Genomic DNA, 26,873 nt, shown 5'->3' with positions numbered 1-26,873 from the left:
CCGCGCGATCGGGTTTATTTAAATATTTTGTGAGAAAAAAACAATACTTTTGAAAAAAAGAATGAATAAACAAACTTTCATTAATATAACCTTTCTCAGGCGTATATGTGAACGTTTATTTCACTTATATCTCGTTGGCTAAAATATTAAAGAACGTAAGTACTAAACTAATCAATAACTATCAATGAAATTATACGAAGAAGAAATCAGATATCCTGAAAAAGGAGATAATTTTTTTAAAGAAGATGGCGACCAACATGAAATAGCATGGCTAAATAAATCGTTTCAAGAATTTGGTAATTATGCGGATGGTTATCAAACTTCGGCAATTAGTCTAATTGATTTGGCATTGAAAGATAAATCAGTTAGGGATTATCATATTTACCCAGCAATTTTTTTAATAAGACATTATCTGGAATTAAGGTTAAAAGAACTTATCCAAGGATTGAACTTTTGTATTAATCAAACAAGATATTTTCCTGCTCATCATCAACTTCAAAATCTTTATGGAGAATTTCGAGCTGCGTATAAGGCTATTGGTGAAGATCCAACGACAAAAGATTTCCAAATTATCCATAGTTTAATCAATGAAATTTCTGCTGTTGACCCATCGTCGATGGCTTTTAGATATCCTGTTGATAAAAGCGGGCAAAAAACTCAAGTTTTAGAATATGTAAATTTAAACAACCTTAGAGAGACTTTTGTTAGAGTTTGCTTTGTGTTTGATGGAGTTGCAATGCTACTTGATAGTTACGTTGAAAATACTCAAGAAATGCTTGCAAGTCTTTACGAAAATTGGCAATAAAACTGACTACTTTATTTTGTTTTTAAATATTAGCTATAATCCTTATTAAATTAATTGTTTAAGATGAAACATATTAAAAGAAACTTTCTATTTCATAAGCAATTGCAAAATGACAGTAGGTTCGCAGAAGTTGGAAAGCAAATTAAAATAAAAGAAATTGACCAAAAATTCCTTAAGGAAAATTCTAAGGATAATTTTGTCATTATAACAACTGAATTGGATGAAAAAATTTTCAGTTTCATATATAATGATAATGGAAGACAATGTATGATTCCTGTTCCTGACTTTTCTCTAGTTAATTATAATTTTGCTTATAATCTTAATATTCAAAGAAAAGAACAACGAAAAAATTTGGTTAAAAATTTAGCCGATATTTCAAACGCAAGTGAAATAAACTTTAGTTTCGCCTACGATTATCATGGAACAGCAAGTTCTTGTATAATTAGTCTCTTTACATCAATAGAATGTTTTATTAATGACATAATACCAGAAGAATTCGAATATAAAATTACGAGTGATAAAAAAACTGAAATTTACAATAAAAATCAAATTCAGTATTCAATTTCATTTAATGATAAATTGACGAAGGTCTTACCTCAAGCTTTAGGAGTAAATTTTTTCGCAAAGCCAAATCCTACAAATGCTCATATTCATAATTTAAGAGATTTGAGAAATGAAATCATTCATACTAAATCAGATAAAACTGGCCGAAATCACGTTGAAATTTTAAAAAAACTACTAAACTTTAAATACGATGAAACTTTTAAAGCTACTTTTAAACTTCTAAATTTTTATAAAGAAGGATTTATCGAAGAATGTCCTTGTGCTGATTCATGGTAATTGAAAATATTTAATAGCTAGATTTTCACTGTGTAAGTACAAAGGGAAACTCCAGCTGTCAGCCTTAACCTTTATTTAAAGTTTATCTAATACGATGTTTCTTTACCGCAAACAATCAATTTAATTTAAAATACTTTTTAGTACTTGTTTAGAAGTAGAAGTTTCAGCTGACCATTTCGAAAATCATCGATAAGAATTATTTATATACAGATACAGAAAAAGCTGACTCCGCTATCCGAAGAATTCTTATAAAAAGCTGTGTGAATGTATCCTTATTGCGCATTCATAGCATTTCTAAAATATAAAAGAGACTTCAAAAGTCTCTTCATAGAATTAATATATCTTTATAAATAATTATTTATTAATCAATTTTTCAAGCCTCACCATCATTTCATCTTTCTCTTTCAACATCCTTTCATACAAAGCAATCTTTTCTTCATGAAGTTGGATCAATTTGTCAATTGGATTATTATTGAAAGTTGGGCTATAATTTATCAAGCCTTGAGTATCGTGAAAAGTATTAGAAATAATATTTATCGCTTGTTCCTCATCAAAATTCTGAAAAGCTTCAACAGGAATTTTTAATACAGCCGAAATTTGTTTCAGCAGGTTATCTTCAATTACATCTTTCTGCTCCAGCATAGAAATTTTCTTCTGATTCCAGTCTTCTCCCAGATCATAAGCTAATGCTTCCTGTTTTATGTTAAGCATTTCTCTAAAACGTTTTACGTTTCTTCCCTGATGTATTTTCTGTTCCATAACGAATATCAATTTTCTAAAGGCTTAAAGATAAAGCCATTTTTTGGAATTAAAACCTTGCGTTTCAAAAATTAAAAAAAAATCCCATTTCGTAAGAAATGGGATTTTTTTGTGACCTCGACTGGATTCAAACCAGTAACCTCTTGAGCCGTAATCAAGTGCGCTATTCAGTTGCGCCACGAGGCCTTTTGTTTTCAATTCAGCTAAATTTTGTAGCTTTGTTGATTGCTGTTAGCGGGTGCAAATATAGGCATAAATGTGAGATATACAAACATAAATTAACATAAAAATAAAAAAAAATGAAGATTGAAAATTATATACGTGATATTCAGGGTTTTCCTAAAGAAGGAATTTTGTTTAAAGATATCACGCCACTCTTAAATGACCCAATTGCGACGAAAGAATGCTTGCAAATTTTGATAGATTCTTTAAAAGGACAAAAAATAGATAAAGTAGTAGGAGCAGAAAGTCGTGGTTTTTTCTTCGGGATTTTATTGGCACAGGAATTAAATGCCGGTTTTATTCCCGTAAGGAAACCTAAAAAGCTGCCGTATGACATAATTTCGGCTTCGTATGAACTGGAATATGGTTTTGATAGTTTAGAAATGCACACAGATGCTATTAAAAAAGGCGATCGCGTATTAATTCACGATGATGTTCTCGCAACTGGCGGAACAGCAAAAGCAGTTTGTGAATTAGTCGAAAAACTTGGAGGCGAAATTGTGCAATGTAATTTCCTGATGGAATTGAGTTTCCTGAACGGAAGGGAGAAAATTAAAAACCATCCAATTTTCGCAGCCATTACATATTAGATTTATGGAACTTTATAAAAACAAAAATTGTCTTAGCGTTAAACTAAGACAATTTTGTTTTTAATAGCATATAGAACCAAACCTATCCGGGTTTTGATTTCTAATTTATCAAATAAACATTCGCGATAACCGTCGATTGTTTTTGGGCTCAGGCACATTTCTGAGGCGATTTCTTTATATGTTTTTTCGGTGCAGGCGTGTTTTATAAAAATGATTTCTTTATCTTTCAAATTGATTTTTGTCGAATCATTATTGGCTTTTTTTACCAGCATTCCGGATACTAATTCGGTAAAATAAAAACCTTTTTCGATAACAGATTCAATTCCGTCCCTGAATATTTCAGGCGATGTATCTTTCAGTAAATAGCCTTTGGCACCGTTGGTCAGCATTTTTATAATAATTTCTTCGTCATCGTTTACAGACAGCGCAATAACTTTAAGATCGGGTCTGTTTTCCTTAATCCATTTCATGGTGCTTACACCGTCTAAAACAGGCATATTAACGTCTAAAAGAATTAAATCGACATCTGAGTCTACATTTTCCTGTAAGTAGGAAATAAAAACTTTTCCATTTTCAAAGCGATTGATTACTTCAAAATCTTTAAAACTATTGATCAAAAGCTCCAGTGATTGCGAAAATAGCAAATGATCATCTACAATAATAATTTTGTTTTTAGGTTTCATCGGGTTTAGTTAAAGGATATTCTAAGGTTACAGTGGTTCCTGTTGTGTCTGAATTTATAATTAATGCTGCTCCAATTAATTTAGCTCTCAATTTCATATTGTTCAATCCAATTCCGGAATTTGTTTTGAGAGGGTCGTATCCAATTCCAAAATCTTTAAAAATTAAGCAAAAAACAGTTTCTGTAGTGGTAATATTTACTTCAAATAAATCACTGTGAGAATGTTTCAGGCTGTTGTGCAATGCTTCCTGAAAAATTCTGTAGATAAACAAATCATGTTCTTCGCTAATATCCGGTATGTCGCCCGAAAGGGTATATTTATACTGTATTCTTTTTAGTTTTTTTACACGGTCCAGATCTTGTTTTATGGCTTCGATAAAATTGTTTTGCAGTAGATTATCTTTATTGATGATTCGGGATAAAATCCTGATTTCATCCAGCGATTTTGCTAATATATCTTTAAGATCACTCAATTCATTATGCTGAATAGCTTTGCCGCTATTGATGTACATATTGAGCTGCATAATGCCCACAGAAACGATTTGGCCTATATTATCATGTAGTTCCTTACTGATTTCAGAAAGGGTCTGATCCTTAATTTCTATTCTTGTTTTGATTAATTCGGATTGAAAATAAAGTTCTGATTCCATCTTTTCTACCAGATAACTATTTTTTTTCTTCAAAAAATAAAAGAATATCACAAGCAAAGTTACCAGTAAAGTTAAGAAAACAATACCTAACGAAATGACTAATAATTGTATTTCTTTTCGCTCCATAAAAAACCAATGATAAAGCAGCTATGCGATAACAAATTTAAGATAAACAATACCAAACTAAATATTGATTCGTCTTGTTTGATTAAAAACCAGTTTATGGCAAGCATAAAAGGTAAAAATGGTACGTGAAATACCAATATGCCTAAGATGTACCAAAAAAAAACTGATTTTTCGAATTTTAATATTTTATCTGAATTAAAAATTTCTACCAAATATAGGCAAGATAATATCATAACTAATAGAACACCAATTGCAAAACTATAAATAAATGATTTATTGAGATCGTCCTTGAAATATAAAGAATTCAGGAAAAAGGAAAATATAAATAATATTAAAAATAATGTTGCCGACATTTTATTGTTGAATTTCAACAATAAGCTTCTGAGAAGTAATATATAAGCTGAAAAACTGACAAACATATAGAAATTATAGACATAATAATTCAATAAGCCTGTCCATTGTGTAAAGTAATAGCCAACTATTTCTGTTAGTATTGAAAACCATATTAAAATAACTATAGATTTGGCTTTTTTACCAGGAAGTTTATGCAATGCCAGCACGCCAAAAATCCCTGATAATAAAGCCAAATAGATGATATAAGTTCTTAAAAATTCAAACATAATTTATTAATATATTAAACTAGGCGGTCTTCCAATATTTCCGTAATTCATAGGAGAAAGATCTGTAATATCGCTAGAGGTTTGTTCTTCAACGAGCGCAAAAGTCTGAATTTTTGCCGTGTTTGTTTTAGGTTCTGTTTTTTTACCGGTTGGTACCAGAAATAAAGTGGTTAATCCGGCTTTTTCGCCATGTTTTTCATCTTCAGGATAAACTCCAAAATAAAAACGGATTCCATCAACATTATAACCGCTTTCTACTCCGGATGTTTTTATATAATGAATGTAGTTTTCCAGTTCTTGTAAGGAATACCAAATTGCATTTGCATCTTCTTTCTGAGCTGATTTGGCCGTTAAGCCCGCAGCTTTCTTTTTGTTGTAATTCAGATTTAGCTGTTTAGCAAATTCTTTTGTAATTAACTGACTTGGTTTTGCAGGGGGATTTTTCATGATTATTGTGTTATTAATTGGTTAAAGGTTTAGTTATTATATTAAAAAATATTTTCCCAAAATTATTTTAATCACTTCAGAACAACAAGGGTAAAATCACCCTTTTTTCGTTCAGTAAATTTATTTAAAAAATTGTCGTCTTAGTTAGTTTTTTGTTTCAGGGTTTCAAGTTTCAGGTTTCAGGTTTCAGGTTTCAGGTTTCAAGTTTCAGGTTTCAAGTTTCAGGTTTCAAGTTTCAAGTTTCAAGTTTCAGGTTTCAAGTTTCAGGGTTCAGGTTGTTTTACTTTGAACATAGTTTTACCGCAAACTTCGCAAAGATTTACGCAAAGTTTCGCAAAGCGAATCAGCACATTTCAATAACTTGAAACTTGAAACCTGAAACCTGAAACAAAACAAAATAAAAAACCCGACAAGCTCTTAACTTATCGGGTTTGTAATTCTATAACTAAAAGTTGTTTTTATCTCAAAACTGCTCCAAGTTCCGTCTCAAAAGTTTGCTGCAATTTCGACATGACTTTATCAATTTGAGAATCTGTAAGCGTTTTGGTATTATCCTGGATCGTAAAACTCAGAGCATATGATTTTTTGCCTTGCGGAAGTTTGTCGCCTTCGTAAACATCAAATAAATTAATGTCTTTTAAAAGTGCTTTTTCGGTTTGTTTAGCCAGATTAAAAATACTTTCGTATGATGTCTCCTGATCAATTAACAACGCTAAATCCCTGCGAACTTCTGGATATTTAGGGATTTCAGAATATTTAATTTTTCCGGTGATAATTTTTAAGATCAAATCCCAGTTGAAATCAGCAAAATAAACATCTTGTTTGATTCCGAAATGTTTCAGAATTGATTTTTTAACAACTCCCATTTCAACCAATGTATCATTGTTATAGCAAATAGAAGTTCCTTCTGAAAATATATCAGATTGTACCGGAGCATTCGAAATTTTATCAATTCCCAAACGGGCCAAAATACCTTTTACGTATCCTTTTAATAAAAAGAAATCAGTTGGTTTTTGAGCATTTGTCCAGGTTTCTTTATTTCTGTTTCCAGAAATTAACAACGTCAAATGTTTATGCTCTTCATATCCGTTAAGATATTTATGATATGATTTTCCGAATTCGAATAATTTTAAATCCGAATTTCTTCTGTTGATATTATACGAAATCGCTTCTAAACCTGAAAACAATAGCGATTGACGCATTGTAGACAAATCAGTGCTTAAAGGATTCAACATCGTAACATTGTGCTCTTCTTTTAAAACAGTTGATAATTTTGCATAAGCAGCTGTTGTCAAAGAGTTTGCCATCATTTCATGAAACCCCTGCGAGTTCAATTGTCCGGCAATTACATTTTGTACTTTATAATCTTCTGTTCTTGGAGAATTGGCAACTGTTGCATTGAATTTTTTAGAAAATTCGATATTGTTATAACCGTAAACTCTAAGGATTTCTTCGATTACGTCAATTTCACGCTGAACATCAACACGATAAGCCGGAATTGTTAATCCTAAACCAGAATCAGAAACACTATTTACTTTAATGTCTAAAGAAACTAATATTTTCTTGATGGTATCTTTTGGAATTTCCTGTCCGATAATTTTCGATACATGGCTGAAATTCAATAAAACAGAAAAATCTTCTACTTTTTTAGGATACACTTCTACAACATCACAAGTTAGTTTTCCGCCGGCTACTTCCTGAATTAAAAGTGCAGCACGTTTTAAGGCATATTCTGTAATGGTTGGGTCAATTCCTCTTTCATATCTAAAAGAAGCATCTGTATTTAAGGAATGTCTTTTGGCAGTTTTACGAATATTAACAGCATCAAAATAAGCACTTTCTAAGAAAATCGTCGTTGTTCCTTCTGTTACGCCTGATTTTTTTCCTCCAAAAACCCCTGCAATAGCAAGTGGCCCTTTTTCATCACAAATCATTAAATCTTCGGCATGTAATGTTCTTTCAACATCATCAAGAGTAACAAATTTTGTACCTGCCGGAAGTGTTTTTACAATAATTTTTCCGTTAATTTTTGCCGCATCAAAAGCATGCAATGGCTGTCCTAATTCGTGTAAAACATAATTAGTAACATCGACAATATTATTTTTTGGATTTAATCCAATTGCTTTTAAACGATCTTGTAACCATTTTGGAGATTCATGAACAGAGATTCCAGAAATAGTCACTCCGCAATATCTTGGCGCCAATAAAGGTTCTTCAACATTAACGTCAATTTTTAAAGTACGCATTTCAACCCTGAAATTACTCACAGATGGCGTGATTAATTCCACATTCACACCACGTTGCAGCATTCCTGCTCTTAAATCACGTGCAGTTCCAAAATGGCTCATTGCATCAGCGCGGTTAGGCGTTAATCCAATTTCGAAAACCTCATCATTGGCAACATGAAACACTTGCGAAGCCGGAGTTCCGGGAACTAACGCTTCGTCAAGAATCATAATTCCGTCGTGGCTTGTACCTAAACCCAATTCATCTTCGGCACAAATCATTCCGTGGCTTTCCTGTCCGCGAATTTTTCCTTTTTTAATAGTAAGTTCGCCGCCTTCGTTATCATATAAAACGGTTCCGATAGTGGCAACCGGTACTTTTTGCCCTGCAGCAACATTCGCTGCACCGCAAACAATTTGTACAGGAGCTTCTAAACCAATATCTACAGTTGTAACTTTTAGTCTGTCAGCGTCCGGATGTTTTTCGCAAGTAAGTACGTGTCCTACAACAACTCCTTCTAAACCGCCTTTAACTGATTGGTATTTTTCGACAACTTCAACTTCCAGACCTAAATCTGTAAGTAATTCAGAAGTCTGCTCAGATGTCCAGTCCGTTTTGATGAATTGTTTTAACCAGTTGTAAGATATTTTCATTTTGACTTAATTATTCTTGAATAAGGATACAAATATAAGGATTGATCGCTGGAGTAAGAAAGAATTTATTTGGTTTTTTCGAGCTGTTTTTAATTTAAATAAAACAGCCTGATATTGAGTATTTTGTAGTTTATTGCTGAAATTTTACTAATAAAACAGTAATATTCAATTATTGAAATAAATCTGCAATTTTTGAAGTAAAAATTTTATACGAAATACTTATCTCTTTTAAATTATGTAATTAAATTCAAAAGAAATCAAAAAATAATATACAGCAAAACTTGTTAAAAGGCAATATTAAAAACGAAATGAATTAAGATATTCCGGCTTTGATTAAATCAATTCTTCAACATGCTTTTTGATGTTTTCTGATATTTTTTTGATAGGCAAATCGTTCTCATCATCGCCAAAAGGATCTTCAATTTCTTCGGCAATTAACTCCAGACTTGCCAAAACATAGAAGATAAAAACGACTACCGGAACGACATAATATCCTAAACTTAAAGAATAACCAAACGGCAAAGTCATCGTATAGAAAAAGATGAATTTTTTGATGAATGCGCTGTAAGAGTAGGGAATAGGCGTATTTTTTATTCGTTCGCAAGCGCCGCAGATATCAGTAAAAGCAACCAATTCGTCATTTAAGGTAATAAGCTGATCTCCAGTAATTTTTTTGGCTTCATACAAATCATTTATCTTGTGATACATCATTCGTTTTATCTGATTTGGCTTGTGTTTATGATGATCCAATTCGAGATCTACATCTTCAAAAAGCTGTTTTGCGGTATCAGAATTGTTTAAATGTTTGTATAAAATTGAAGCATAACCGGGAATAAATTTCCTGAAAAATTTCCTGTCATTTTCATCTTTTAAAATAGCAGAAAGTTTTATGGCAAAATTTCGACTATTGTTTACTAAACCTCCCCATAATTTTCGGGCTTCCCACCAACGGTCGTAAGCGGTATTTGTTCTGAAAACCAATAAAAGTGAAATTACAAAACCCAGGATTCCGTGCATTATCGGAATATTTTTGATGTAATGATTTTCATCAATTCCCAAATATATAACTTCAAAATAACCCACAATTCCGGAATAAATTCCAATTGCAATCATAACCGGAAATAACTGTCTAACGGTATCTGATTTATGAAAATGAAAGATAAAAGTAAACCAGTCTTTGGTATTATATGAGATCATTTAAATTTGTTTTGGAAAACAAATTTACTTAAAAATTAATATTTCCTGCTAATTCTTTTAATGCAATTTCAGATAATTTAGCTTCATATTGTGCATTGCTGTAACGCACTTTTGCGTTGACATAATTAAGCTGGGCCGTTCTAAAATCAAGTGTTGTTATGGTTCCAATTCTAAATTTATCCAAGGTAATATCCAGGTTTTGTTTTGCAATAGCCTGATTGTCTTCTTCTAAATCAATTAATTCAAGATTTGTCAAATACGTTTGAAAAGCGGTACTTAACTGCGTATTCAAAATCATATTTTGCTGCTCGATTGCAATTTGTGAATTTTCGATTTGCAGTTTTGCTACTTTCTCATTTCGGTGTTGGTTAAAACCATCAAACACGTTTACGGCTGCACTAAAACCGTAATTTAAACCTCGTGCAGAGGATTGACTGGTAAAACCTAAACTGGACTGGCTATCTGCAAAATTATAACCTGAGTTTAAAGTTACTGTAGGATAACGGTTTGCCTTAACTTGTTTGAGCTGTAACTCGGCAATTCGTTTGTTTATGATTTGAGATTCTAAACCTGGATTTTGTTTTTGGGCCAAATCGATTAAATCAGCTAAAACTAATTTATCATCAACTGTAACCAAATCAGTTACTGTAAAATCTATTTTTGGATCACGTGCTAAATATTGGTTCAATAAAATTTTGGCATTTGCATACGATTCTTTTTGTCTCAATAAAGTTACCTGATCTGTATTGAGATCAACCTGAGCATTTAGGACTTCTAATTTTGAAGCTTTTCCGATACTGAAACGATTTTGTGCCAATGTTAATCTTTGCTTCGAAATAACAATTGTTGTATCTAATGCGCCCAATTGATGCTGTTGCTGCACCAAATCATAATATGCCGAGTTTACCTGACCAATTTTGACTAAAATGGTTTGTTTTAACTGAGAATCGCCTAGTTTTTGCAGCTCTTTTAACTGATCTAATCTGGCGAACATTTTCATTCCGTCAAAAACAGTCCAGCCTAAACTTACGCCATAATTCAAACTATTATTTTTGGCATTGTCCAAAGAGGTTGATGTACCATCCTGACGGGTTTGAGATGAATTTTGTATGCTGTTATTATCTGTGATAGAAGCTGTTGCTATTGGCAGCATTCCCGCGTTTCCTATGGTTACGTTGGTTTCGCTGATTTTAGAATTATTTTTGGCAATCTTAATTTCAAAATTATTTTCTAACGCTATTTTCATAGCATCTTCAATCGTCAAAACTTCCTGTGCATTACTTTTTGCTATACAAAACAAAAATAAAACGAGACTTTTTAATACTATCTTAGTTTTCATATTATGAAGGATTAGCTTTGAATTTCAGTTTGTTAACTTGTAATTCAAAGCTTTTATTTTATTTCAAAAAATTAGAATTTATACTTTGCTGTCTCTTTCATATTCTTCAATATGATCAAATTCAGGATAATGTTTTCTGGCTTTGGACCACATCAGATAAATAGCAGGAATTACAAAAAGTGTTAATGCCAGTGAGAAAATAGTTCCTCCAACGATTACAACTCCCATTCCAATTCTGCTTGTAGATGCGGCTCCAAGCGACATTGCAATTGGTAAAGCTCCTAAAGCAATGGCTAAACTCGTCATCAAAATTGGACGTAAACGTGCTTCTGAAGCTTCTAAAATGGCTTCTAATTTTGGTTTTCCCTGTTCTCGCAGCTGATTCGCAAATTCTACGATCAAAATACCATTTTTTGTTACCAGACCAATAAGCATTACGGTTCCAATCTGGCTAAAAATATTCCAGGTCTGATTGAATAGCCATAACGAAAATAAAGCTCCTGCAACCGCCATTGGCACGGTTAAAATGATAATAAACGGATCGATAAAACTTTCAAACTGAGCGGCAAGAATTAAAAATATCAGCAATAAAGCCAATCCAAAAGCAAAAGAAGTATTGGAGCTGCTTTCGACAAAATCCCGTGATTCTCCACTTAAATCGGTTGTAAAACTTTCGTCAAGAACTTTCGCTTTAATTCGGTCCATTTCGGCAATACCATCGCTAATACTTTTTCCCGGCGCTAAACCTGCAGAAACCGTTGCCGACATATAACGATTGTTGTGATACAACTGTGGCGGATTACTTTGTTCATCAACATTTACGACGTTGTCCATCTGGATCAATTCGCCATTTTTGTTTTTTACAAACATCGAGGTTAAATCCAAAGGTTTAGAACGGTCTTTTTGATCAAACTGACCAATAACCTGATATTGTTTTCCGTTTTTGATGAAATATCCAAAACGCTGTCCGCTTAAAGAAAGCTGCAAAGTCTGTGCAATATCTATAATCGAAATGCCTAAACTTTCGGCTTTTTCACGGTCGATACTTACGTTGATTTCAGGTTTATTGAATTTCAAATTCACATCTGTTGTCGAAAAAACATCGCTTTTACCCACTTCATCCATGAAAACCGGAATTTTTTCTCTTAGTTTTTCAAAAGTTGGAGCCTGAATAATATACTGAATCGGTAATCCTCCACGTCGGTTTACGGCAATTGTAGGCTGCTGGATTACAGATGTTTTAGCGTCCGGATATTTTTTAGTCCACTTGGTTAATTTATCCGCAATATCTTTTTGGGACATGTTTCTTTCATCTGGTTCTTTCAACGAAAGTCTGATAAATCCGGAATTTGTTGCAGAACCTCCGGAACCTCCGGCAGTAATTACTAAACTTACTTTTTTGTCCGGAATTGAATCATCAACCAATTTTGACATTTCCTGCATAAAACGGTTGGTGTAATCATAAGATGAACCTTCGGGAGTGGTCATACGCATGGTTACAGAACTACGATCGTCATATGGCGCAGTTTCTTTTGGAAGAATGGTGAAAAATAAATAAATCAATCCAAAACAAACAATCAAAATAGGGAAACTGATCCATTTTTTAGCCATGAATTTTTCAAGGGCAGAAGCATAACCACTATTTAATCTTTCGAAAAAAGGTTCTGTTTTTACGTAGAATTTAGATTTTTTCTGTTCGCCGCCTTTCATTAAATAGGCGTTCAGCATTGGCGTTAATGTCAGAGATACAAAGGCAGAAATTAATACAGCGGCACCAATTACAACCCCAAATTCCCGAAAGAGTCGGCCTACGAAACCTTCTAAGAAAATTACCGGTAAAAACACAGCGGCCAAAGTCACAGAAATCGAAATTACGGCATAGAAAATTTCATTAGAACCTTTGATTGCGGCTTCAATTGGCGACATGCCTTCTTCGACTTTTTTGAAGATATTTTCGGTTACAACAATTCCATCATCAACCACCAGACCGGTTGCCAAAACAATAGCTAAAAGTGTTAATACATTGATCGAAAATCCAAAAAGCCACATGATAAAAAATGTCGCAATTAAGGATACCGGAATATCAATTAAAGGCCTGAATGCAATTGCCCAATCCCTGAAAAACAAATAAATAATGATAATTACGAGAATAATCGAAATCCCTAAAGTTTCGGCTACTTCAAGTACTGATTTTTTTACAAACAGCGTATTATCAAGTGCAATATTTAATTTTATATCCTTAGGAAGATCCTTTTTTAAAGCGTCATATTTTTTGTAAAACTCTTTTGAAATATCCAGGTAATTGGCTCCCGGCATTGGTACAATCGCTAAACCAATCATTGGAAGTCCTGAGGATGTTAAAGAAGTTTCGATATTTTCAGGTCCAAGTTCGGCACCTCCAACATCGCTCAAACGAACAATTTTATCGCCGTCTGTTCGAATGATAATATTATTAAATTCTTCCGGTTTAGAAAGATTTCCTATTGTTTTTACGGTAAGTTCCGTATTGTTTCCGGTTAGTTTTCCGGATGGCAACTCTACGTTTTGTGCATTTAAAGCATCCCGAACTTCTGCAACGGTACAGCCATAAGCGGCCAATTTTACAGGATCGATCCACAAACGCATCGCGTAACGTTTTTGTCCCCAAATTTGAACGCCGCTTACTCCGGGAATCGTTTCTAAACGCTGCGAAATAACATTTTCTGCATAATCACTTAATTCTAATGAACTTCTGCTATCACTCTGAACCGTCATCGAAATAATAGATTCACTATCGGCATCAGCCTTAGAAACAACCGGCGGTGCATCAATATCCTGTGGCAGACTTCGAACAGCTTGCGAAACTTTGTCACGAACATCATTCGCAGCTTCTTCAAGGTCTTTGTCTAAGTTAAATTCTATGGTAATATTGCTGCTTCCCTGATTACTTGATGATGTAATATTTCTAATTCCGTCAATTGCATTTACGGCTTTTTCAAGAGGTTCTGTAATTTGTGACTCAATAATATCAGAATTGGCTCCGGTATAATTGGTTCTGATTGAAACCTGCGCCGGATCAATTGAAGGGAATTCACGAACACCCAGAAATGTATAACCAATGAAACCGAATAAAATAATTAAAAGATTCAGTACAATAGTTAAAACGGGTCTTCTTATACTTGTAGTTGATAAACTCATTATGATGTATGATTTTAGATTTTAGAGTTCAGATTTTGGATTGAATAGCTCTTCGACTTCGCTCAGAGTGACAACCAGATCAAAATTCATAACTCAGAAAAACTATTTTTTGATTTTAACTTTTATTGGAGCTTCATTTTTTAATGACATAACACCGCTTGTTATTAGCGTGTCACCAGCTTTTAATCCTGACAAAATCAAAATTGAAGCATCTGTTCTGGTTGTTGCTTCAACCTTAACTTCTTTGGCTTTTCCCATATTGGCTATGTATACTTTTTTTCCGTCCTGAACAGGAACAATCGATTCTGAAGGAACAACGATAGCATCTTTTATGATATTCAAAGGCAATTTTACGTCTGCAAAAGTTCCGGGAAAAAGTTTTCCGTCGATATTATCTGCAATGGCGCGAATTTGCAGCGTACGTGTTGCAACGGCAACTTCCGGTTCTATTGCGTATATTTTTGCTGTATAGGTTTTATCTGAGCCTGAAACGTTAAATTCTATTGTTGAATTTGAGTTTACTTGCGAAGCATATTTTTCAGGTATAGAAAATGTAATTTTTAATTTGCCTGTATTGACTAGTTTTGCAACCAAAATAGCTGGTGTAATATAAGTTCCAGGTGAAATAGAACGCAAACCAATTTTTCCTGAAAAAGGAGCTTTTACGGCTGTTTTTGCAATTTGAGCCCTAATTAATTGGGTTTGTGCTTTCATTGAAGCATAATCCGCATTTGCTACATCAAATTCTTCCTGGCTTATCGCTTCTTTTTGAAGCAGCAATTTTGCTCTTCTTTCGTTTTCGCCAGCCAAACCTTCTTTTGTAACGGCTTGTCTTAATTGTGCTTTTAATTCAATATCGTTTACTTTAAAAAGTACTTGTCCTTTCGTAACATTTGTACCTTCTGTAAAGTAAATACCTTCAACAATTCCTGAAACTTCACTGTGAATTTCTACTTGTTCATTGGCTTCAATAGATCCGGATAAAGATAAATTATTATCAAAAGTAGCAGTTTTAACCACTATTCCGGTTACTGTTGTAGGTTTGTCCTTATCGCCAGACTTTTTAGATTCTTCGTTTTTACTTTTATTGGATACTATTCGATAGGCGATAAATCCTCCGATTCCGATAATTAGTAAGGCGTAAACAAGATTTTTTACTTTCATAAAATTGAGGTAATTGTGTTTTTGGTATAGGCTTTAGTAAGCTTACAAATTTAACTTTTTGAACCGAAACTGGCGGATGTTAGCTTTTATTTAACATTTGTATGTACAAGTTTTTTGATTCACTTAACACTTAGACCCTATTTGTTTACAATGGTTTAATGTGGCGTTTAAAAAAGTGCCTTTTTTTTATTTTGAATTATGAAAATTCAAAAAACGAGCAAAAAACGCATCATAATTAGTAATTTAATTTAGGATTTTACTTACGAATAATGTAGAATTGTTCATTTTTAATATAAGTTAAATCCTATATTAACATTTTTTTAAGTTTTTTATCTTATTTATCTTGCGCTTTATCGATTTTATTTGTAACATTGATATGGTTAAACAAAACAAAAAATTTAGAAGCGAAAAAGCTTTATTTTTAATCCATAAGTCGTCAAAAAATGATAATTACCGCCATTTTATAAGTTAATTAGTAGTTATTACAAGTAATTGCGTTAACAAGTGTTTATTTTTTTTATTTTAAAATCATTTAAATAATTAATTTATGACGAAAAAAATACTTTTAGGCTTATGGTTTTCACTATTACTTGCTGCAATTTCTGTTTTGTTTTGGCAAAATGAATTTAAATATAGTCTGCCTACGCCAATTCCTAAAAATTACCATGCTATTGCCATGGGTTCAAAAATTGATTTAGGATGCTGTACAACAGATAACAGACCGGTTTTTATTCATTTTTTTAACCCTGATTGTCCTTGTTCCCGTTTTAATATTCCTCATGTAAGCGGTTTAATTAAAAAGTACGGAGATCGAATAAATTTTAAAATTGTTGTGCTCAATACCCAAAAGAGTTTTACAATAGAAGAAATTCAGAAAAAGTTTGATGCTGATATTCCTGTTTATTTTGATGTGACAATAGCAGAAAAATGCGGTGTTTTTTCGACACCCCAAGCGGTTCTTATTGATGTTTTTCACCATTTATATTACCGCGGAAACTACAATAAAACCAGATATTGTACAAACGCAGACAGTAATTATGCTCAAATAGCAATTGAGTCTTTATTAAAACAAAATCATTCCCCTTCATTTGATGCTTTGGCTCTGAGAGCTTACGGATGTTCATTGCCAAAATGCACTAAATAAATCTATTTTCTTAACCTAATCAACCTAATTTATGAAAACAAAAGCCAGTTTGAATGAACAAGATTATCTGCACAGTTTTATGTCTACAATGACACAAAAATCAGATACGATTATTAACTATGTTCTTGCTGTTTATTTCCTTCTCGGAATTGCCTTAGCCTTTAAATATGACACATTTGAGATTGGAGTAGGAGTTGGTACTTTGAATTTATTAGCCTATTATTCGGCAAAATTCTTTCTTAAAAACTCTAAATTTTATCAGTATGTATTAGCTGTTGTATTGGCTATTTTCATGGCGCAGTATATTTATCAGATGCACGGTTTGTTCGAAATGCATTTTACCGTTTTTATTGCCAGCACAATCCTGATTATTTATCAAAACTGGAAATTACAAATTCCGCTTACGCTTTTGGTAGTACTGCACCACGGAGGTTTAGCATATCTGCAAAACTTTGTTTATAATGATGCAAAGGGACCACAAATTTACTTTTCGCAAGTTAATTTTGATCTTGAAACATTTTTGATACATGTTGTATTAGCAGCTGTTGTTTTCTTTATGAACGGATATTGGGCGTATTATTTTAAAGAACACAGTCAAAATCATATTTCTAAAATTTCTGATGAATATGAATTGGAAAATATCAAATTGGCATCGGCAAAATACAATTCAATATCAGCTACAAAAGATTATAATGATTTTATTCACAGAACGACTTTAGACTTAAAAATGCCTGTAAACTCGGTGTTAAAACTTATTGATGTTTCGAAAGGACATACCGATAACGACAAACTTTTGAGTTACCTGGAAATGATGCGAGAAAGTGCCAAAAAGATCGATGATTTGGTAAATGATATTCATGTTAAATCAACCAATGCCAGAGGATAAGGTTATTGTTTTAGAAAAAAAAAATAGAATAATACTTTAAAAAAGAATACAATTTTAGAGGCAAAATATAATTGCATATTAATTATAAAGACAAAATTATGGACACCAGATTTACTCGCCCAACTCCATCAGACAGAGAAGTTGATTGGAATAAAACTAAAGTATTACTCAGTAAAACAGATACAAAAGGAACTATTTTATATGCAAATGAAGATTTTATTGATGTATCCGGATATGATGAACACGAATTAATTGGGCAGCCTCATAATATTGTACGTCATCCTGAAATGCCAAAAGTAATTTTTAAATTTTTGTGGGATAGTATTAAATCAAGCGAAAATATTCATGCAATTCTCAAAAACATGTCAAAAACGGGCAGGTATTATTGGGTTATAACTGATTTTAAAATTATTGCCGATTCTGATGGAGAAATAGTAGGGTATTTTGGTACCAGGAAATCAGTTCCTGAAGAAATTATTGTGAAGTTCATAGAACCTTTATATAAAAAATTACTGCATATCGAAGAAGTTAGCGGACTTGGCGCTTCTGAAGATTATTTGATAGGTTTTCTGGAAGAACGCAAAAAGACTTACATGGAATATATCGATCATCTTATTACAACTGGAAAAGATGATAAGAATAAAATAAGTAAAGGTCTTTTTAATGGTTTATTCGAAAAGAAAGCACCGCCTAAAAAATAGAAAATTTAAATAATATGCTTCATTGTATACGTTTATAAATATTCAGCTATTCAATTAAAATTTGCACCCCAACAAATCTTTTTAACCACGAATAATGATTAATGAATATTAAATGTAAAATGCAGTGAAGTATATTTATTAAAAAAAACTCAGAATCTTTGCCTCTCAGAGCCTTAGCAACTTAATATAAATGACACGTACATTTTTCGCTATTTTCATTTAATAAAGTATAGCTTATAAAAAAGGTATGAGAACCATTATTGTAGTTGCTGAATTTGGTTGTTGAAATATCGTAAGCATAACCAATCTTCAAATCATCAATGATCTGAATACCTGCAAAAGCACCAATACTTGAGTTATAATCAAAATTGACAGAAGCCAAATATTTATTTCTCCAGTTAAGATTTAAAGACGTTAGAACACTAATAGGAGCTCCGGCTGTAATTCTCGCCAATAATGCAGGAGTTAAAGTAATGTCGCGCTCCAGTTCAAACTGATATCCGAAATTTGTATAATAATAATTCTTTCTCTGCGTAAGTATCGTTCCTGATGAACTGTAATTTGTCTGAATAATATTAGGACTTGATACGCCTATATAAAATTTATCGGAATAAAAATTGGCTCCAACGCCAAAAACAGGGGACGTTTTACTATCTGTACCAAAATTATTAATCATTTCTCCGGGGTTATAAACATCCAGATTATCTTTATTGATGCTATATGAATTTATTCCGCCTTTTACACCCAGAACTAATTTATATTTTCGGTCAAGTTTGATGTAATAAGCAAAGTTTCCTTCAATATTATATTCCTTTTTTGGACCAATAACATCGTTATACAAACTGATGCCATATCCTATTTTTTCGAACGATTTTGTGTCGGCAGATAAATATTGTGTTTTTGGCGCGCCATCAAATCCAACCCATTGGCTGGAGTACATGCCAACAATATTAAGTCCGTCAGCAGAACCGGCAAATGCAGGATTATAGAACAGAGAATTATAATTAAAAATAGATAATTTAGCGTCGTTTTGAGCCTGAATATTATGTATTGAAAATATAATAATTGTAGCGAAATATACTATCTTTTTGAAAGTTTTACCCATTATTGTGTATGTATAAAAAGCCTTTTTTTGTGGCATCAGTATGATCATTTTTTTTATAATTTATAATATAAAAATAAGATCCTGTTGGTAATTTTTCGTCTTTCATAAAAACCTCTCCGGCATTTGCTTTACCATAAAAGTAATTTCTGTCTGATCCGTAATTAGGCATTCTGTAGACTAATTGGCCAAATCTATTGTACACCAAAACAGTATTATCAGGGAAAAATTCAATATTTCCAATTTCTAAATGATCGTTTTGTGTATTATCGTCAATGGTGATTAAGTTATAAATATTAATATCGCAAGGCGTAATCGTTACTGAAATAGCCGTACGTTTATTGCTTTCGCATTTCGTTTCCGGATCAATAATCGCCGCATAATAAGTAGCTCCGTTTTCTAAAGCCGTAGTATGCGGAAGCGGAGTCTTAGAACTGATATTGCTATAATATCGAACAGCACTATTATATAATTTTAAATCTTTAAGAGTAAAAGTTTCGTTATCACAAAAATCCTGTGTAAAGTCCGGTGATAAAACAGCCGATCCTTCTTTTAAAATGGCAGTAATTCCCCATCTTTCACTGCTGCAGCCTATAGAAGCATCATAATCAGAAGAATAATATACCACATTATTTTTTAAAGGCGTTGATGCGTTTAATAGATTGCCGCCATTTTGAGCGTCATACCAGCTAACCGAAAGTCCTTTAATTTTAAGACTGGCAATTGTTGGCGCGCTGCTGGCACAAAAAGATTGAATTTCTTCGCCTATTGGCCGTCCTAAGGCGTTTATTAATATGGTAACTTTAGTTCTTGGACCTATGCAGCCGTCTTTTACGATAGCGCAATAAAGAATTCTGTTTGAAATTATTGGCGTACTTGGATCAATTGTGGTAAACGACACATCTGAGTCAAACCATTTTAGTGTTTCGCCATTGGTTACAAGACTTGCAATAGTGGGAATAGGATAATTGCAATACGTTTGGGTTTCCGGAACTGCAGGTTTTGCAATTGGGTTATTTTCTATATGAATTGATTTTGTAACAGAAGACGAACACCCCGTATCTGAATATGTCGTTAATGTAACATTATAATCGCCTGAGATTTCAAAAATGTGGTTTGGATTTTTCTCGGTAGAAGTTTGTCCGTCACCAAAATTCCATTCCCATTTATTGATGATTCCGTTTATTAAAGTTGTTTTGTCTGAAAAAGTTATAGGACTAAAAGTATTGTAGTCAATTTTGCAAGGTAAAGCAACAGAAAAATTAGGTTTAATTATAGTTGGGTTTGCAAGTGTTGCCTGAATTGTAGACTCACATTTATTGCCATTATTATAAGAAGTTAACAAACAATCAAACGTAGCTCCCGGAGGATAATCTGCTAATGGTATTGTTATACTTTGAGTTGGTGTAGCAATTACTTCTCCTTTATAGGTCCATGAATACGCCACAAATCCTAAAGGCGCTGTTAAAGTAACATTATTACCACCGGAACAAACCCCAACATTTACCTTCAATTTGCTGCATTTTGCCGAAATATAAGCATATCCAAAATGCACTTCAAAACCGCAATCTCTTGTTGTAAATTCAATAGAAACCCTTTTGCCAACATAAGCCGCAAGATTAATTCCTACCGTATTCCATTGTGTCCAATAAATATCACCGCAAATATTGGCATTTTGATTGGGTTCACCTGAACTAACATTATAAACACCGCAATAAGGGTCAATTTCGCTTCCCGCTTCATTTAAGATGCGAACACTAAAATTAGGCTGAGATGCTTTGTCATGACCGCCATCCTGCAGTACAACAGCATATTTATAAATAAACAGGTTATTATCTTCACTAACATTTATATCATAAATAAGTCTGTCGCCTTCTGTTCCGCCACGATCGTTACCCAATTTTGCCGAGTGCAATTCTCCCGGAGGAACCACATATAATTCACCGCCGCAAACAGCAGCATAATCATCCATAACTTCAAGACCGCCCATAATTAAGTGGTGGTCTCTGTTTTCTCCCTTATTTAAATTTGGATAATCTCTTGTTCCAAAAGAAGGTCGCCAGCCTTCGAAGTCAATATTTGAAAAATCAGAGTTATAACATCCCGATTGTGCATGTACAGCAGTAATGATGAAAAAGAGGAATATAAATTTGTAATATTTAATCATCATTTTTTATTTAAAAAATTTGTTTTCGGCGAAAGCAAATGTAGAATTTTAGATAAAAAAATCATAATTAATATAGAAAAAGTTAAAAAAATACGAAAAATTAGTCAGTTTATATTGATTAACTAATATAATTCCAAATGTTTTTCTTTTTCGTTAACTCAATAAATACTGCTTTTAAGGTTGCATGTTCCGGTTTTTGCAGCGGACCATCTTCTTTAAGTACTTTCATAGCGTAGCTTCTGGCTAAGCTCAAAATATCACGATCGCGAACAATATCAGCAATTTGAAGGTTTAAAACGCCACTTTGCTGTGTTCCCATTAAATCTCCTGGACCACGAAGTTTTAAGTCAACTTCAGCAATTTCGAAACCATCATTCGTCTGAACCATAGTTTCCATTCGGGTTTTACTGTCAGCACTTAATTTATGGCTTGTCATCAAAATACAGTAACTCTGTTCTGCGCCACGACCAACGCGCCCGCGCAATTGATGCAATTGCGATAAACCAAAACGTTCTGCACTTTCTATAATCATTACACTCGCATTGGGTACGTTTACGCCAACTTCAATTACGGTTGTTGCCACCATTATATTGGTTTTGCCTTCAGAAAAACGTTTCATTTCGGCATCTTTATCTGCAGGTTTCATTTTTCCGTGTAAAATTGAAATTGAATATTGAGGCAGCGGAAAATCTCTGGAAACACTTTCATAACCGTCCATTAGATCTTTAAAATCCATTTTTTCAGATTCCTGAATCAACGGATAAACAATATAAATTTGTCTTCCTAAAGCAATTTCATCTCTTAGAAATTTCCAAACTTTCAATCGGTTACTATCAAATCGGTGAACGGTCTGAATCGGTTTTCTGCCAGGAGGCAATTCATCAATAACCGAAATGTCTAAATCGCCATACAAACTCATCGCTAAAGTTCTTGGAATAGGAGTGGCGGTCATGACTAAAACGTGTGGCGGAATTTCATTTTTTTTCCATAATTTAGAGCGTTGTTCAACACCAAAACGATGCTGCTCATCAATTACGGCCAAACCTAAATTTTTGAATTTTACTTTGTCTTCTAACAAAGCATGAGTTCCAATTAAAATATGCAGACTGCCATTTTCGAGTTCTTCGTGAAGAATTTTTCGGGCAGCAGTTTTAGTAGAACCCGTTAGTATTTTGATGTTGATATTTAAGGTTTGAGCCAATTCTGATAAACCAATAAAATGCTGATTGGCAAGAATTTCGGTAGGAGCCATCAAACAAGCCTGAAAACCGTTATCAATCGCCAGAAGCATGCTCATAAAAGCCACAATTGTTTTTCCGGAACCAACATCTCCCTGCAATAATCGGTTCATTTGGGCGTTGCTTCCCATATCTGAACGGATTTCTTTTATCACTCTTTTTTGCGCATTCGTCAATTCAAAAGGCAAATGATTCTGATAAAATTCATTAAAAAATTCACCTACTTTTGTAAACGGATGCCCTTTTATTTTATGTTTCCGAATTAAATTTTTAGTAATCAACTGCAATTGAATAAAAAACAATTCTTCAAATTTTAATCGGAATTGGGCTTTCGCCAAAATCTCGGTACTTTTAGGAAAATGAATATTGAATAAAGCCGCTCTTTTCGGAATTAACTTTAATTCTTCAATTAAATACAAAGGCAAAGTTTCAGTAAACAAAGCTTGTGTTTCAATAAACAATTGCTCCATTAACTTATTAATAGTCCGGTTTGAAATTCCTCTGTTTGTCAGTGTTTCCGTCGAAGGATAAACAGGCTGCATTGCAGAACGAAGGCTTTTTTCGTGTTCGCTTAACAATTCAATTTCCGGATGCGCCATACTAAATTGACTTCCGTAAAGAGAACATTTTCCAAAAATTACACAAACTTCATTCAGTTTCAGGCTTTCGCGAATCCATTTATGCCCCTGAAACCAATTCAGGTCCATTTGCCCGGTATCATCCACGAAAGTGGCAACCAAACGCTTTTTGTTTTTAGCAAATTCAACCGTTTTTATATTGATGATTTTTCCAATAATCTGAACTTCTGAACCTGTATTTTGCAATTCATTGATCTTATAATATCGGGTTCTGTCAATGTATCTATTGGGAAAAAAATTAACCAAATCCCTGTATTTATGAATTCCCAATTCCTTACGAAGCAATTGACCACGGCTTGGGCCAACACCTTTTAAGTATTCTATTGGAGTATCAAGGAGATTATTAGACATTTTTTAGACTTCTTAGATTTTAGTTCCGAAACTTCGGGATAGACTTTAGAAAATAGAATAAAGATAATAGAACACAAACTTTTGCCGATATTCTTTTTCTATACTTTTTTCTCTTTGGGATAGCGAAGATAGATTTTAATTGGGAATTTTAAAAATGAGCAAATTTAAAGTATAGAAAATAATATCTTTGAGGAATAAAATAATTGGATGAAAAAATTTTCTGTACTAGCGTTTATAATTGCAATTTTGTTTTCATGTTCAGGAAATGACGATACAAATACAAACGAAACTCTTAAATCCTGTAAACTTATAAGTGTAGAAACAGTTGCTCTGACTTATGATGATATTGTATTTTCGAAGACTACTTTTGATCCAAATTTTACAGGGAAAATTAATTTTGGATACGATAACCAAAACAGAATTAATAAAGTAAAAGGTAGTTTTGTTACCATTCCATCAGGTAATGATCTTAGAAACTGGAGTATGTCAAATGAGGCTGAAGACTTGATTACTTATGAAAATAATATTATTAAAGTACAATATGCTTATAATTTTACTTCGCCTTATACTAAAGAATTTGTAATTGATGGCGACAAATTAATAAGCAGAAAAGTAACGAATCTTTATCCATTAAAATCTGATCCCATATTGTATACTTATCAATATAATGGAAATGAAATTAGTGAAATAGTAAACGGAAAAGTGTACAGGAAATTTACACTTTCAAATGGAAATTTGGTAAAAGTTGAGCAAATTAAATACTCATTTCCTGACAATGAAATTATTGGAAAAAGAGAATATAAATTTTATGATTTCGACGATACCGAAAATTTATTAAAAGGTAAATTTTTTATTAGTGGCGCTTTATTTAAAGCATTCTCAAAAAATAATTATTCAAGTGTTGACATAAATGAATATGTTATTCATGATAATGATTTTGAATTAGTAGATAGCTCAAGTTATGATTTTGTAGCTTCGATTGATTCTGATCATATTTCAAAGATATTTGGAAGAGAATGCAATTAATTTGAATCTTTTTAAGAAATAAAAATAAAAAAATGACAACACATTTAGCACTTTTACGCGGCATCAACGTTTCTGGTCATAATATGATGAAAATGGAAGCTTTGAAAACAATGTTAGAAAACATAGGTTTCCAAAACGTACGAACGTATTTGCAATCCGGAAATGTTTTTGTTGATTCTGAAGAAGAAAGTGCTTCGAAAGTAGGTTTTATGATCAAACAGGAAATTTTCAAAGTCTTTGGACACGAAGTTCCTACGATTGTTATAACTAAAGAAGATTTGGAATTGTGTTTTAAAAACAGCCCGTTTTTGAAAGAAAAAGAATTGGATACTAAAAAACTATACGTTGCTTTTGTTTCAATTGCTTTAAAAAGTGAAAACATAAACGATTTAAAAATCAGTCAGTTTAAACCTGACGAAGCCAGTATTGACGGAAATCGAATTTTCATTAAATACGCTGTTGGAGCAGGAAAAACCAGATTTGATCAAAAATATATTGAGAAAAAACTAAATGTAACAGCAACAATTAGAAACTGGAATACGGTTACAAATTTGCTTGAAATGTATGGGTAATTAGAGAATGTGTCAATTAGAGAATGTGTCAATTAAAGAATGTGTCAATTAGAGAATGTGTCAATTAGAGAATGTGTCAATTAGATAATTAGCGTATGTATAATTATCTAATTGACACATTTTGAAACATTAATCTCTCTTAAGGACAACAACAAGAATAATTTTCTAATTTTTCTAATTCCCAAATTATCTAATTGATCAATCTCTCATCCATTTTAGCATGGTTGGAAATGCTTGTTTATTTTCCTTAATCGCACGTTCTTTTCCCAAACAAAGCCCAATCCATTCAAGAAAAGGCAAACCAATGTAAACTTCATTTTCAAAGTTTGAAATTAACCAGTCAGATCCGTTTTTATAACCTTCAGGATGAAAAACAAATTCAGGATCTAATTCTAAATGTTTGACTGCAGCAAATGACCATAAAATAGCTCCCATTTCTTCGCCACCAGTAGGCCAGTTTGCAGATATTTCGCTCGTGCCTACTTTATTTCTTTCAGCAGCAGTTGTAACGGCCAAATGCCCTGCTTCATGCAAAATATCACCGGGATAAAGCAGTTTTTCATAGTCTATATAAATACAGTTTGGACCTAAACTTAATCCGGGCAAAAAGGTTTCGTCCAGTTTTTTTTCAAATACGGCAATCCCAATTTCATCTAAAAACGATAAGACTTTTATAAATGATGTATTTTTCTCTTTTACCGACATAAGGTTGAATTTAAAGAAATTATTTTAATGATTTTCAAATTTAAATCAAATCACAATACCAAAATCCATAATCAAAAGCATCGTTTGCACTTGTATCACAAGCAGTATCTGATGAATCCTGAGTTTTTGGTTTCTCATATTTGCGATATACAATTTCGCCAATTTCAAAATTAATGGGTTCAGAGAAAAGTGGCCCATCAAAAGTAAAGGTATGAAATTCACCGTTTTCCCCACAAACATCTACATTTTCATGTAAATCATTAATAAAATCCTGATCAATAATTCGGCCCACAAAACTTTTATCCAAATAACGTTCGTTTACACAAACTACAATTGTTTTAAATCCTAACGAAATAAACTCCTGAATCAAATCGTGTGTTGGAATTTTCCATATTGGAAAAACGCCTTCAAAACCTATTTCTGATAATTTATCTTCACGATATTTTCGCAAATCTTCTAGAAATATATCGCCAAAAACGGAATGTGTAATGCCTTGATTTTTTAATTCGGTCAAAGTTTCTGTCATTACATTTTCATAGACTTCCATAGTCGGCATTTCCGGAATCTGCATAATTTTTAGCGGTAATCCAATACTTTTTGCTTGTGCTTCAAGTAGTTCAACACGAACACCATGCATAGAAATTCGTTGAAATTGCTGATTAACACTCGTTAATAAACATTCGATTTTAAAATCATGATTTTGCAGAATTTTATATAAGGCCAAAGCCGAATCTTTTCCGCTGCTCCAGTTAAATAAGGCTTTTTTTGTTGTCGGCACGTTGTTGTAATTTTTCTGAGGTAAACATACAAAATTCGTTCGATTTGTTGATGAAACCTTTGTAACTT

The 26,873-nt window shown here is 32.8% G+C and carries 23 protein-coding genes and 1 tRNA gene; 8 read left to right on the top strand and 16 right to left on the bottom strand.

Annotated features, from left to right (window positions below):
• The first annotated feature begins 184 nt into the window (after nt 1–184).
• A complete protein-coding gene (locus ACZ0AH_RS12510) occupies nt 185–805 on the top strand; it encodes a hypothetical protein (RefSeq protein ID WP_463476127.1) in 621 nt (206 codons plus the stop codon).
• Nucleotides 806–868: 63 nt separating this feature from the next.
• Nucleotides 869–1,645, top strand: coding sequence for a hypothetical protein (locus ACZ0AH_RS12505; protein WP_463476126.1), 777 nt, complete (start codon nt 869–871; stop codon nt 1,643–1,645).
• 354 nt (nt 1,646–1,999) lie between these two features.
• Here ACZ0AH_RS12505 and ACZ0AH_RS12500 read toward each other — a convergent pair whose 3' ends face one another.
• On the bottom strand, nt 2,000–2,404 hold the full coding sequence (locus ACZ0AH_RS12500; protein ID WP_463476125.1) for a helix-turn-helix domain-containing protein: 405 nt from the start codon (nt 2,402–2,404) through the stop codon (nt 2,000–2,002).
• A 112-nt stretch (nt 2,405–2,516) separates the two neighbouring features.
• A tRNA-Arg gene (locus tag ACZ0AH_RS12495) sits at nt 2,517–2,590 on the bottom strand.
• Nucleotides 2,591–2,703: 113 nt separating this feature from the next.
• Here ACZ0AH_RS12495 and ACZ0AH_RS12490 point away from each other — a divergent pair.
• Nucleotides 2,704–3,216 carry an adenine phosphoribosyltransferase gene (locus ACZ0AH_RS12490; protein WP_463476124.1) on the top strand — a complete coding sequence of 171 codons (513 nt, stop codon included), beginning with the start codon at nt 2,704–2,706 and terminating at the stop codon, nt 3,214–3,216.
• Nucleotides 3,217–3,254: 38 nt separating this feature from the next.
• On the opposite strand, the gene ACZ0AH_RS12485 is transcribed toward ACZ0AH_RS12490, so the two are convergent.
• From ACZ0AH_RS12485 to ACZ0AH_RS12445, 9 genes are all read right to left on the bottom strand, one after another.
• Nucleotides 3,255–3,899, bottom strand: coding sequence for a response regulator (locus ACZ0AH_RS12485; RefSeq protein ID WP_463476123.1), 645 nt, complete (start codon nt 3,897–3,899; stop codon nt 3,255–3,257).
• Nucleotides 3,889–4,548: a sensor histidine kinase gene (locus tag ACZ0AH_RS12480; protein ID WP_463476122.1), complete on the bottom strand. Its 660-nt coding sequence runs from the start codon at nt 4,546–4,548 to the stop codon at nt 3,889–3,891. Before ACZ0AH_RS12480 ends, ACZ0AH_RS12485 begins: the two co-directional genes overlap by 11 nt.
• Nucleotides 4,549–4,646: 98 nt before the next feature.
• On the bottom strand, nt 4,647–5,294 hold the full coding sequence (locus ACZ0AH_RS12475) for a hypothetical protein (RefSeq protein ID WP_463476121.1): 648 nt from the start codon (nt 5,292–5,294) through the stop codon (nt 4,647–4,649).
• Between the two features lie 6 nt (nt 5,295–5,300).
• Nucleotides 5,301–5,741, bottom strand: coding sequence for a hypothetical protein (locus ACZ0AH_RS12470; RefSeq protein WP_463476120.1), 441 nt, complete (start codon nt 5,739–5,741; stop codon nt 5,301–5,303).
• A gap of 458 nt (nt 5,742–6,199) precedes the next feature.
• On the bottom strand, nt 6,200–8,620 hold the full coding sequence (gene pheT / locus ACZ0AH_RS12465; RefSeq protein WP_463476119.1) for a phenylalanine--tRNA ligase subunit beta: 2,421 nt from the start codon (nt 8,618–8,620) through the stop codon (nt 6,200–6,202).
• Nucleotides 8,621–8,953: 333 nt separating this feature from the next.
• Nucleotides 8,954–9,817 carry a bestrophin family protein gene (locus tag ACZ0AH_RS12460; protein ID WP_463476118.1) on the bottom strand — a complete coding sequence of 288 codons (864 nt, stop codon included), beginning with the start codon at nt 9,815–9,817 and terminating at the stop codon, nt 8,954–8,956.
• A 28-nt stretch (nt 9,818–9,845) separates the two neighbouring features.
• The gene (locus ACZ0AH_RS12455; protein WP_463476117.1) at nt 9,846–11,156 is read right to left on the bottom strand and encodes a TolC family protein; all 1,311 of its coding nucleotides are present in this window, start codon (nt 11,154–11,156) and stop codon (nt 9,846–9,848) included.
• Nucleotides 11,157–11,234: 78 nt separating this feature from the next.
• Entirely contained in the window at nt 11,235–14,333 is a 3,099-nt protein-coding gene (locus ACZ0AH_RS12450; protein WP_463476116.1) for an efflux RND transporter permease subunit, read from the bottom strand.
• A gap of 102 nt (nt 14,334–14,435) precedes the next feature.
• Nucleotides 14,436–15,497, bottom strand: coding sequence for an efflux RND transporter periplasmic adaptor subunit (locus ACZ0AH_RS12445; protein WP_463476115.1), 1,062 nt, complete (start codon nt 15,495–15,497; stop codon nt 14,436–14,438).
• 547 nt (nt 15,498–16,044) lie between these two features.
• Here ACZ0AH_RS12445 and ACZ0AH_RS12440 point away from each other — a divergent pair.
• From ACZ0AH_RS12440 to ACZ0AH_RS12430, 3 genes are all read left to right on the top strand, one after another.
• Nucleotides 16,045–16,641 (top strand): TlpA family protein disulfide reductase, encoded by a 597-nt coding sequence (locus ACZ0AH_RS12440; protein WP_463476114.1) that lies wholly within the window; start codon nt 16,045–16,047, stop codon nt 16,639–16,641.
• Nucleotides 16,642–16,672: 31 nt separating this feature from the next.
• Entirely contained in the window at nt 16,673–17,527 is an 855-nt protein-coding gene (locus ACZ0AH_RS12435) for a hypothetical protein (RefSeq protein WP_463476113.1), read from the top strand.
• Between the two features lie 98 nt (nt 17,528–17,625).
• A complete protein-coding gene (locus ACZ0AH_RS12430; protein WP_463476112.1) occupies nt 17,626–18,228 on the top strand; it encodes a PAS domain-containing protein in 603 nt (200 codons plus the stop codon).
• A 181-nt stretch (nt 18,229–18,409) separates the two neighbouring features.
• On the opposite strand, the gene ACZ0AH_RS12425 is transcribed toward ACZ0AH_RS12430, so the two are convergent.
• From ACZ0AH_RS12425 to recG, 3 genes are all read right to left on the bottom strand, one after another.
• The gene (locus ACZ0AH_RS12425; protein ID WP_463476111.1) at nt 18,410–19,333 is read right to left on the bottom strand and encodes a PorP/SprF family type IX secretion system membrane protein; all 924 of its coding nucleotides are present in this window, start codon (nt 19,331–19,333) and stop codon (nt 18,410–18,412) included.
• Nucleotides 19,326–21,500: a T9SS type B sorting domain-containing protein gene (locus ACZ0AH_RS12420; RefSeq protein WP_463476110.1), complete on the bottom strand. Its 2,175-nt coding sequence runs from the start codon at nt 21,498–21,500 to the stop codon at nt 19,326–19,328. The genes ACZ0AH_RS12425 and ACZ0AH_RS12420 overlap by 8 nt, the downstream gene beginning before the upstream one ends.
• A 115-nt stretch (nt 21,501–21,615) precedes the next feature.
• Nucleotides 21,616–23,724, bottom strand: coding sequence for an ATP-dependent DNA helicase RecG (recG, locus tag ACZ0AH_RS12415; protein ID WP_463476109.1), 2,109 nt, complete (start codon nt 23,722–23,724; stop codon nt 21,616–21,618).
• A 207-nt stretch (nt 23,725–23,931) separates the two neighbouring features.
• Here recG and ACZ0AH_RS12410 point away from each other — a divergent pair, with 207 nt between their 5' ends.
• Nucleotides 23,932–24,750 (top strand): hypothetical protein, encoded by an 819-nt coding sequence (locus tag ACZ0AH_RS12410; RefSeq protein ID WP_463476108.1) that lies wholly within the window; start codon nt 23,932–23,934, stop codon nt 24,748–24,750.
• 32 nt (nt 24,751–24,782) lie between these two features.
• A complete protein-coding gene (locus ACZ0AH_RS12405; protein ID WP_463476107.1) occupies nt 24,783–25,322 on the top strand; it encodes a DUF1697 domain-containing protein in 540 nt (179 codons plus the stop codon).
• Nucleotides 25,323–25,520: 198 nt separating this feature from the next.
• On the opposite strand, the gene ACZ0AH_RS12400 is transcribed toward ACZ0AH_RS12405, so the two are convergent.
• Nucleotides 25,521–26,027 (bottom strand): hypothetical protein, encoded by a 507-nt coding sequence (locus tag ACZ0AH_RS12400; protein ID WP_463476106.1) that lies wholly within the window; start codon nt 26,025–26,027, stop codon nt 25,521–25,523.
• A gap of 40 nt (nt 26,028–26,067) precedes the next feature.
• A complete protein-coding gene (locus ACZ0AH_RS12395; protein ID WP_463476105.1) occupies nt 26,068–26,805 on the bottom strand; it encodes a Dph6-related ATP pyrophosphatase in 738 nt (245 codons plus the stop codon).
• Nucleotides 26,806–26,873 lie beyond the last annotated feature (68 nt).

The sequence above is a fragment of the Flavobacterium sp. AC105 genome (genome assembly GCF_979258495.1).
The sequence above is the reverse complement of the archived record's forward strand: the minus strand, read 5'-3'. Positions and strand labels throughout refer to the sequence as shown.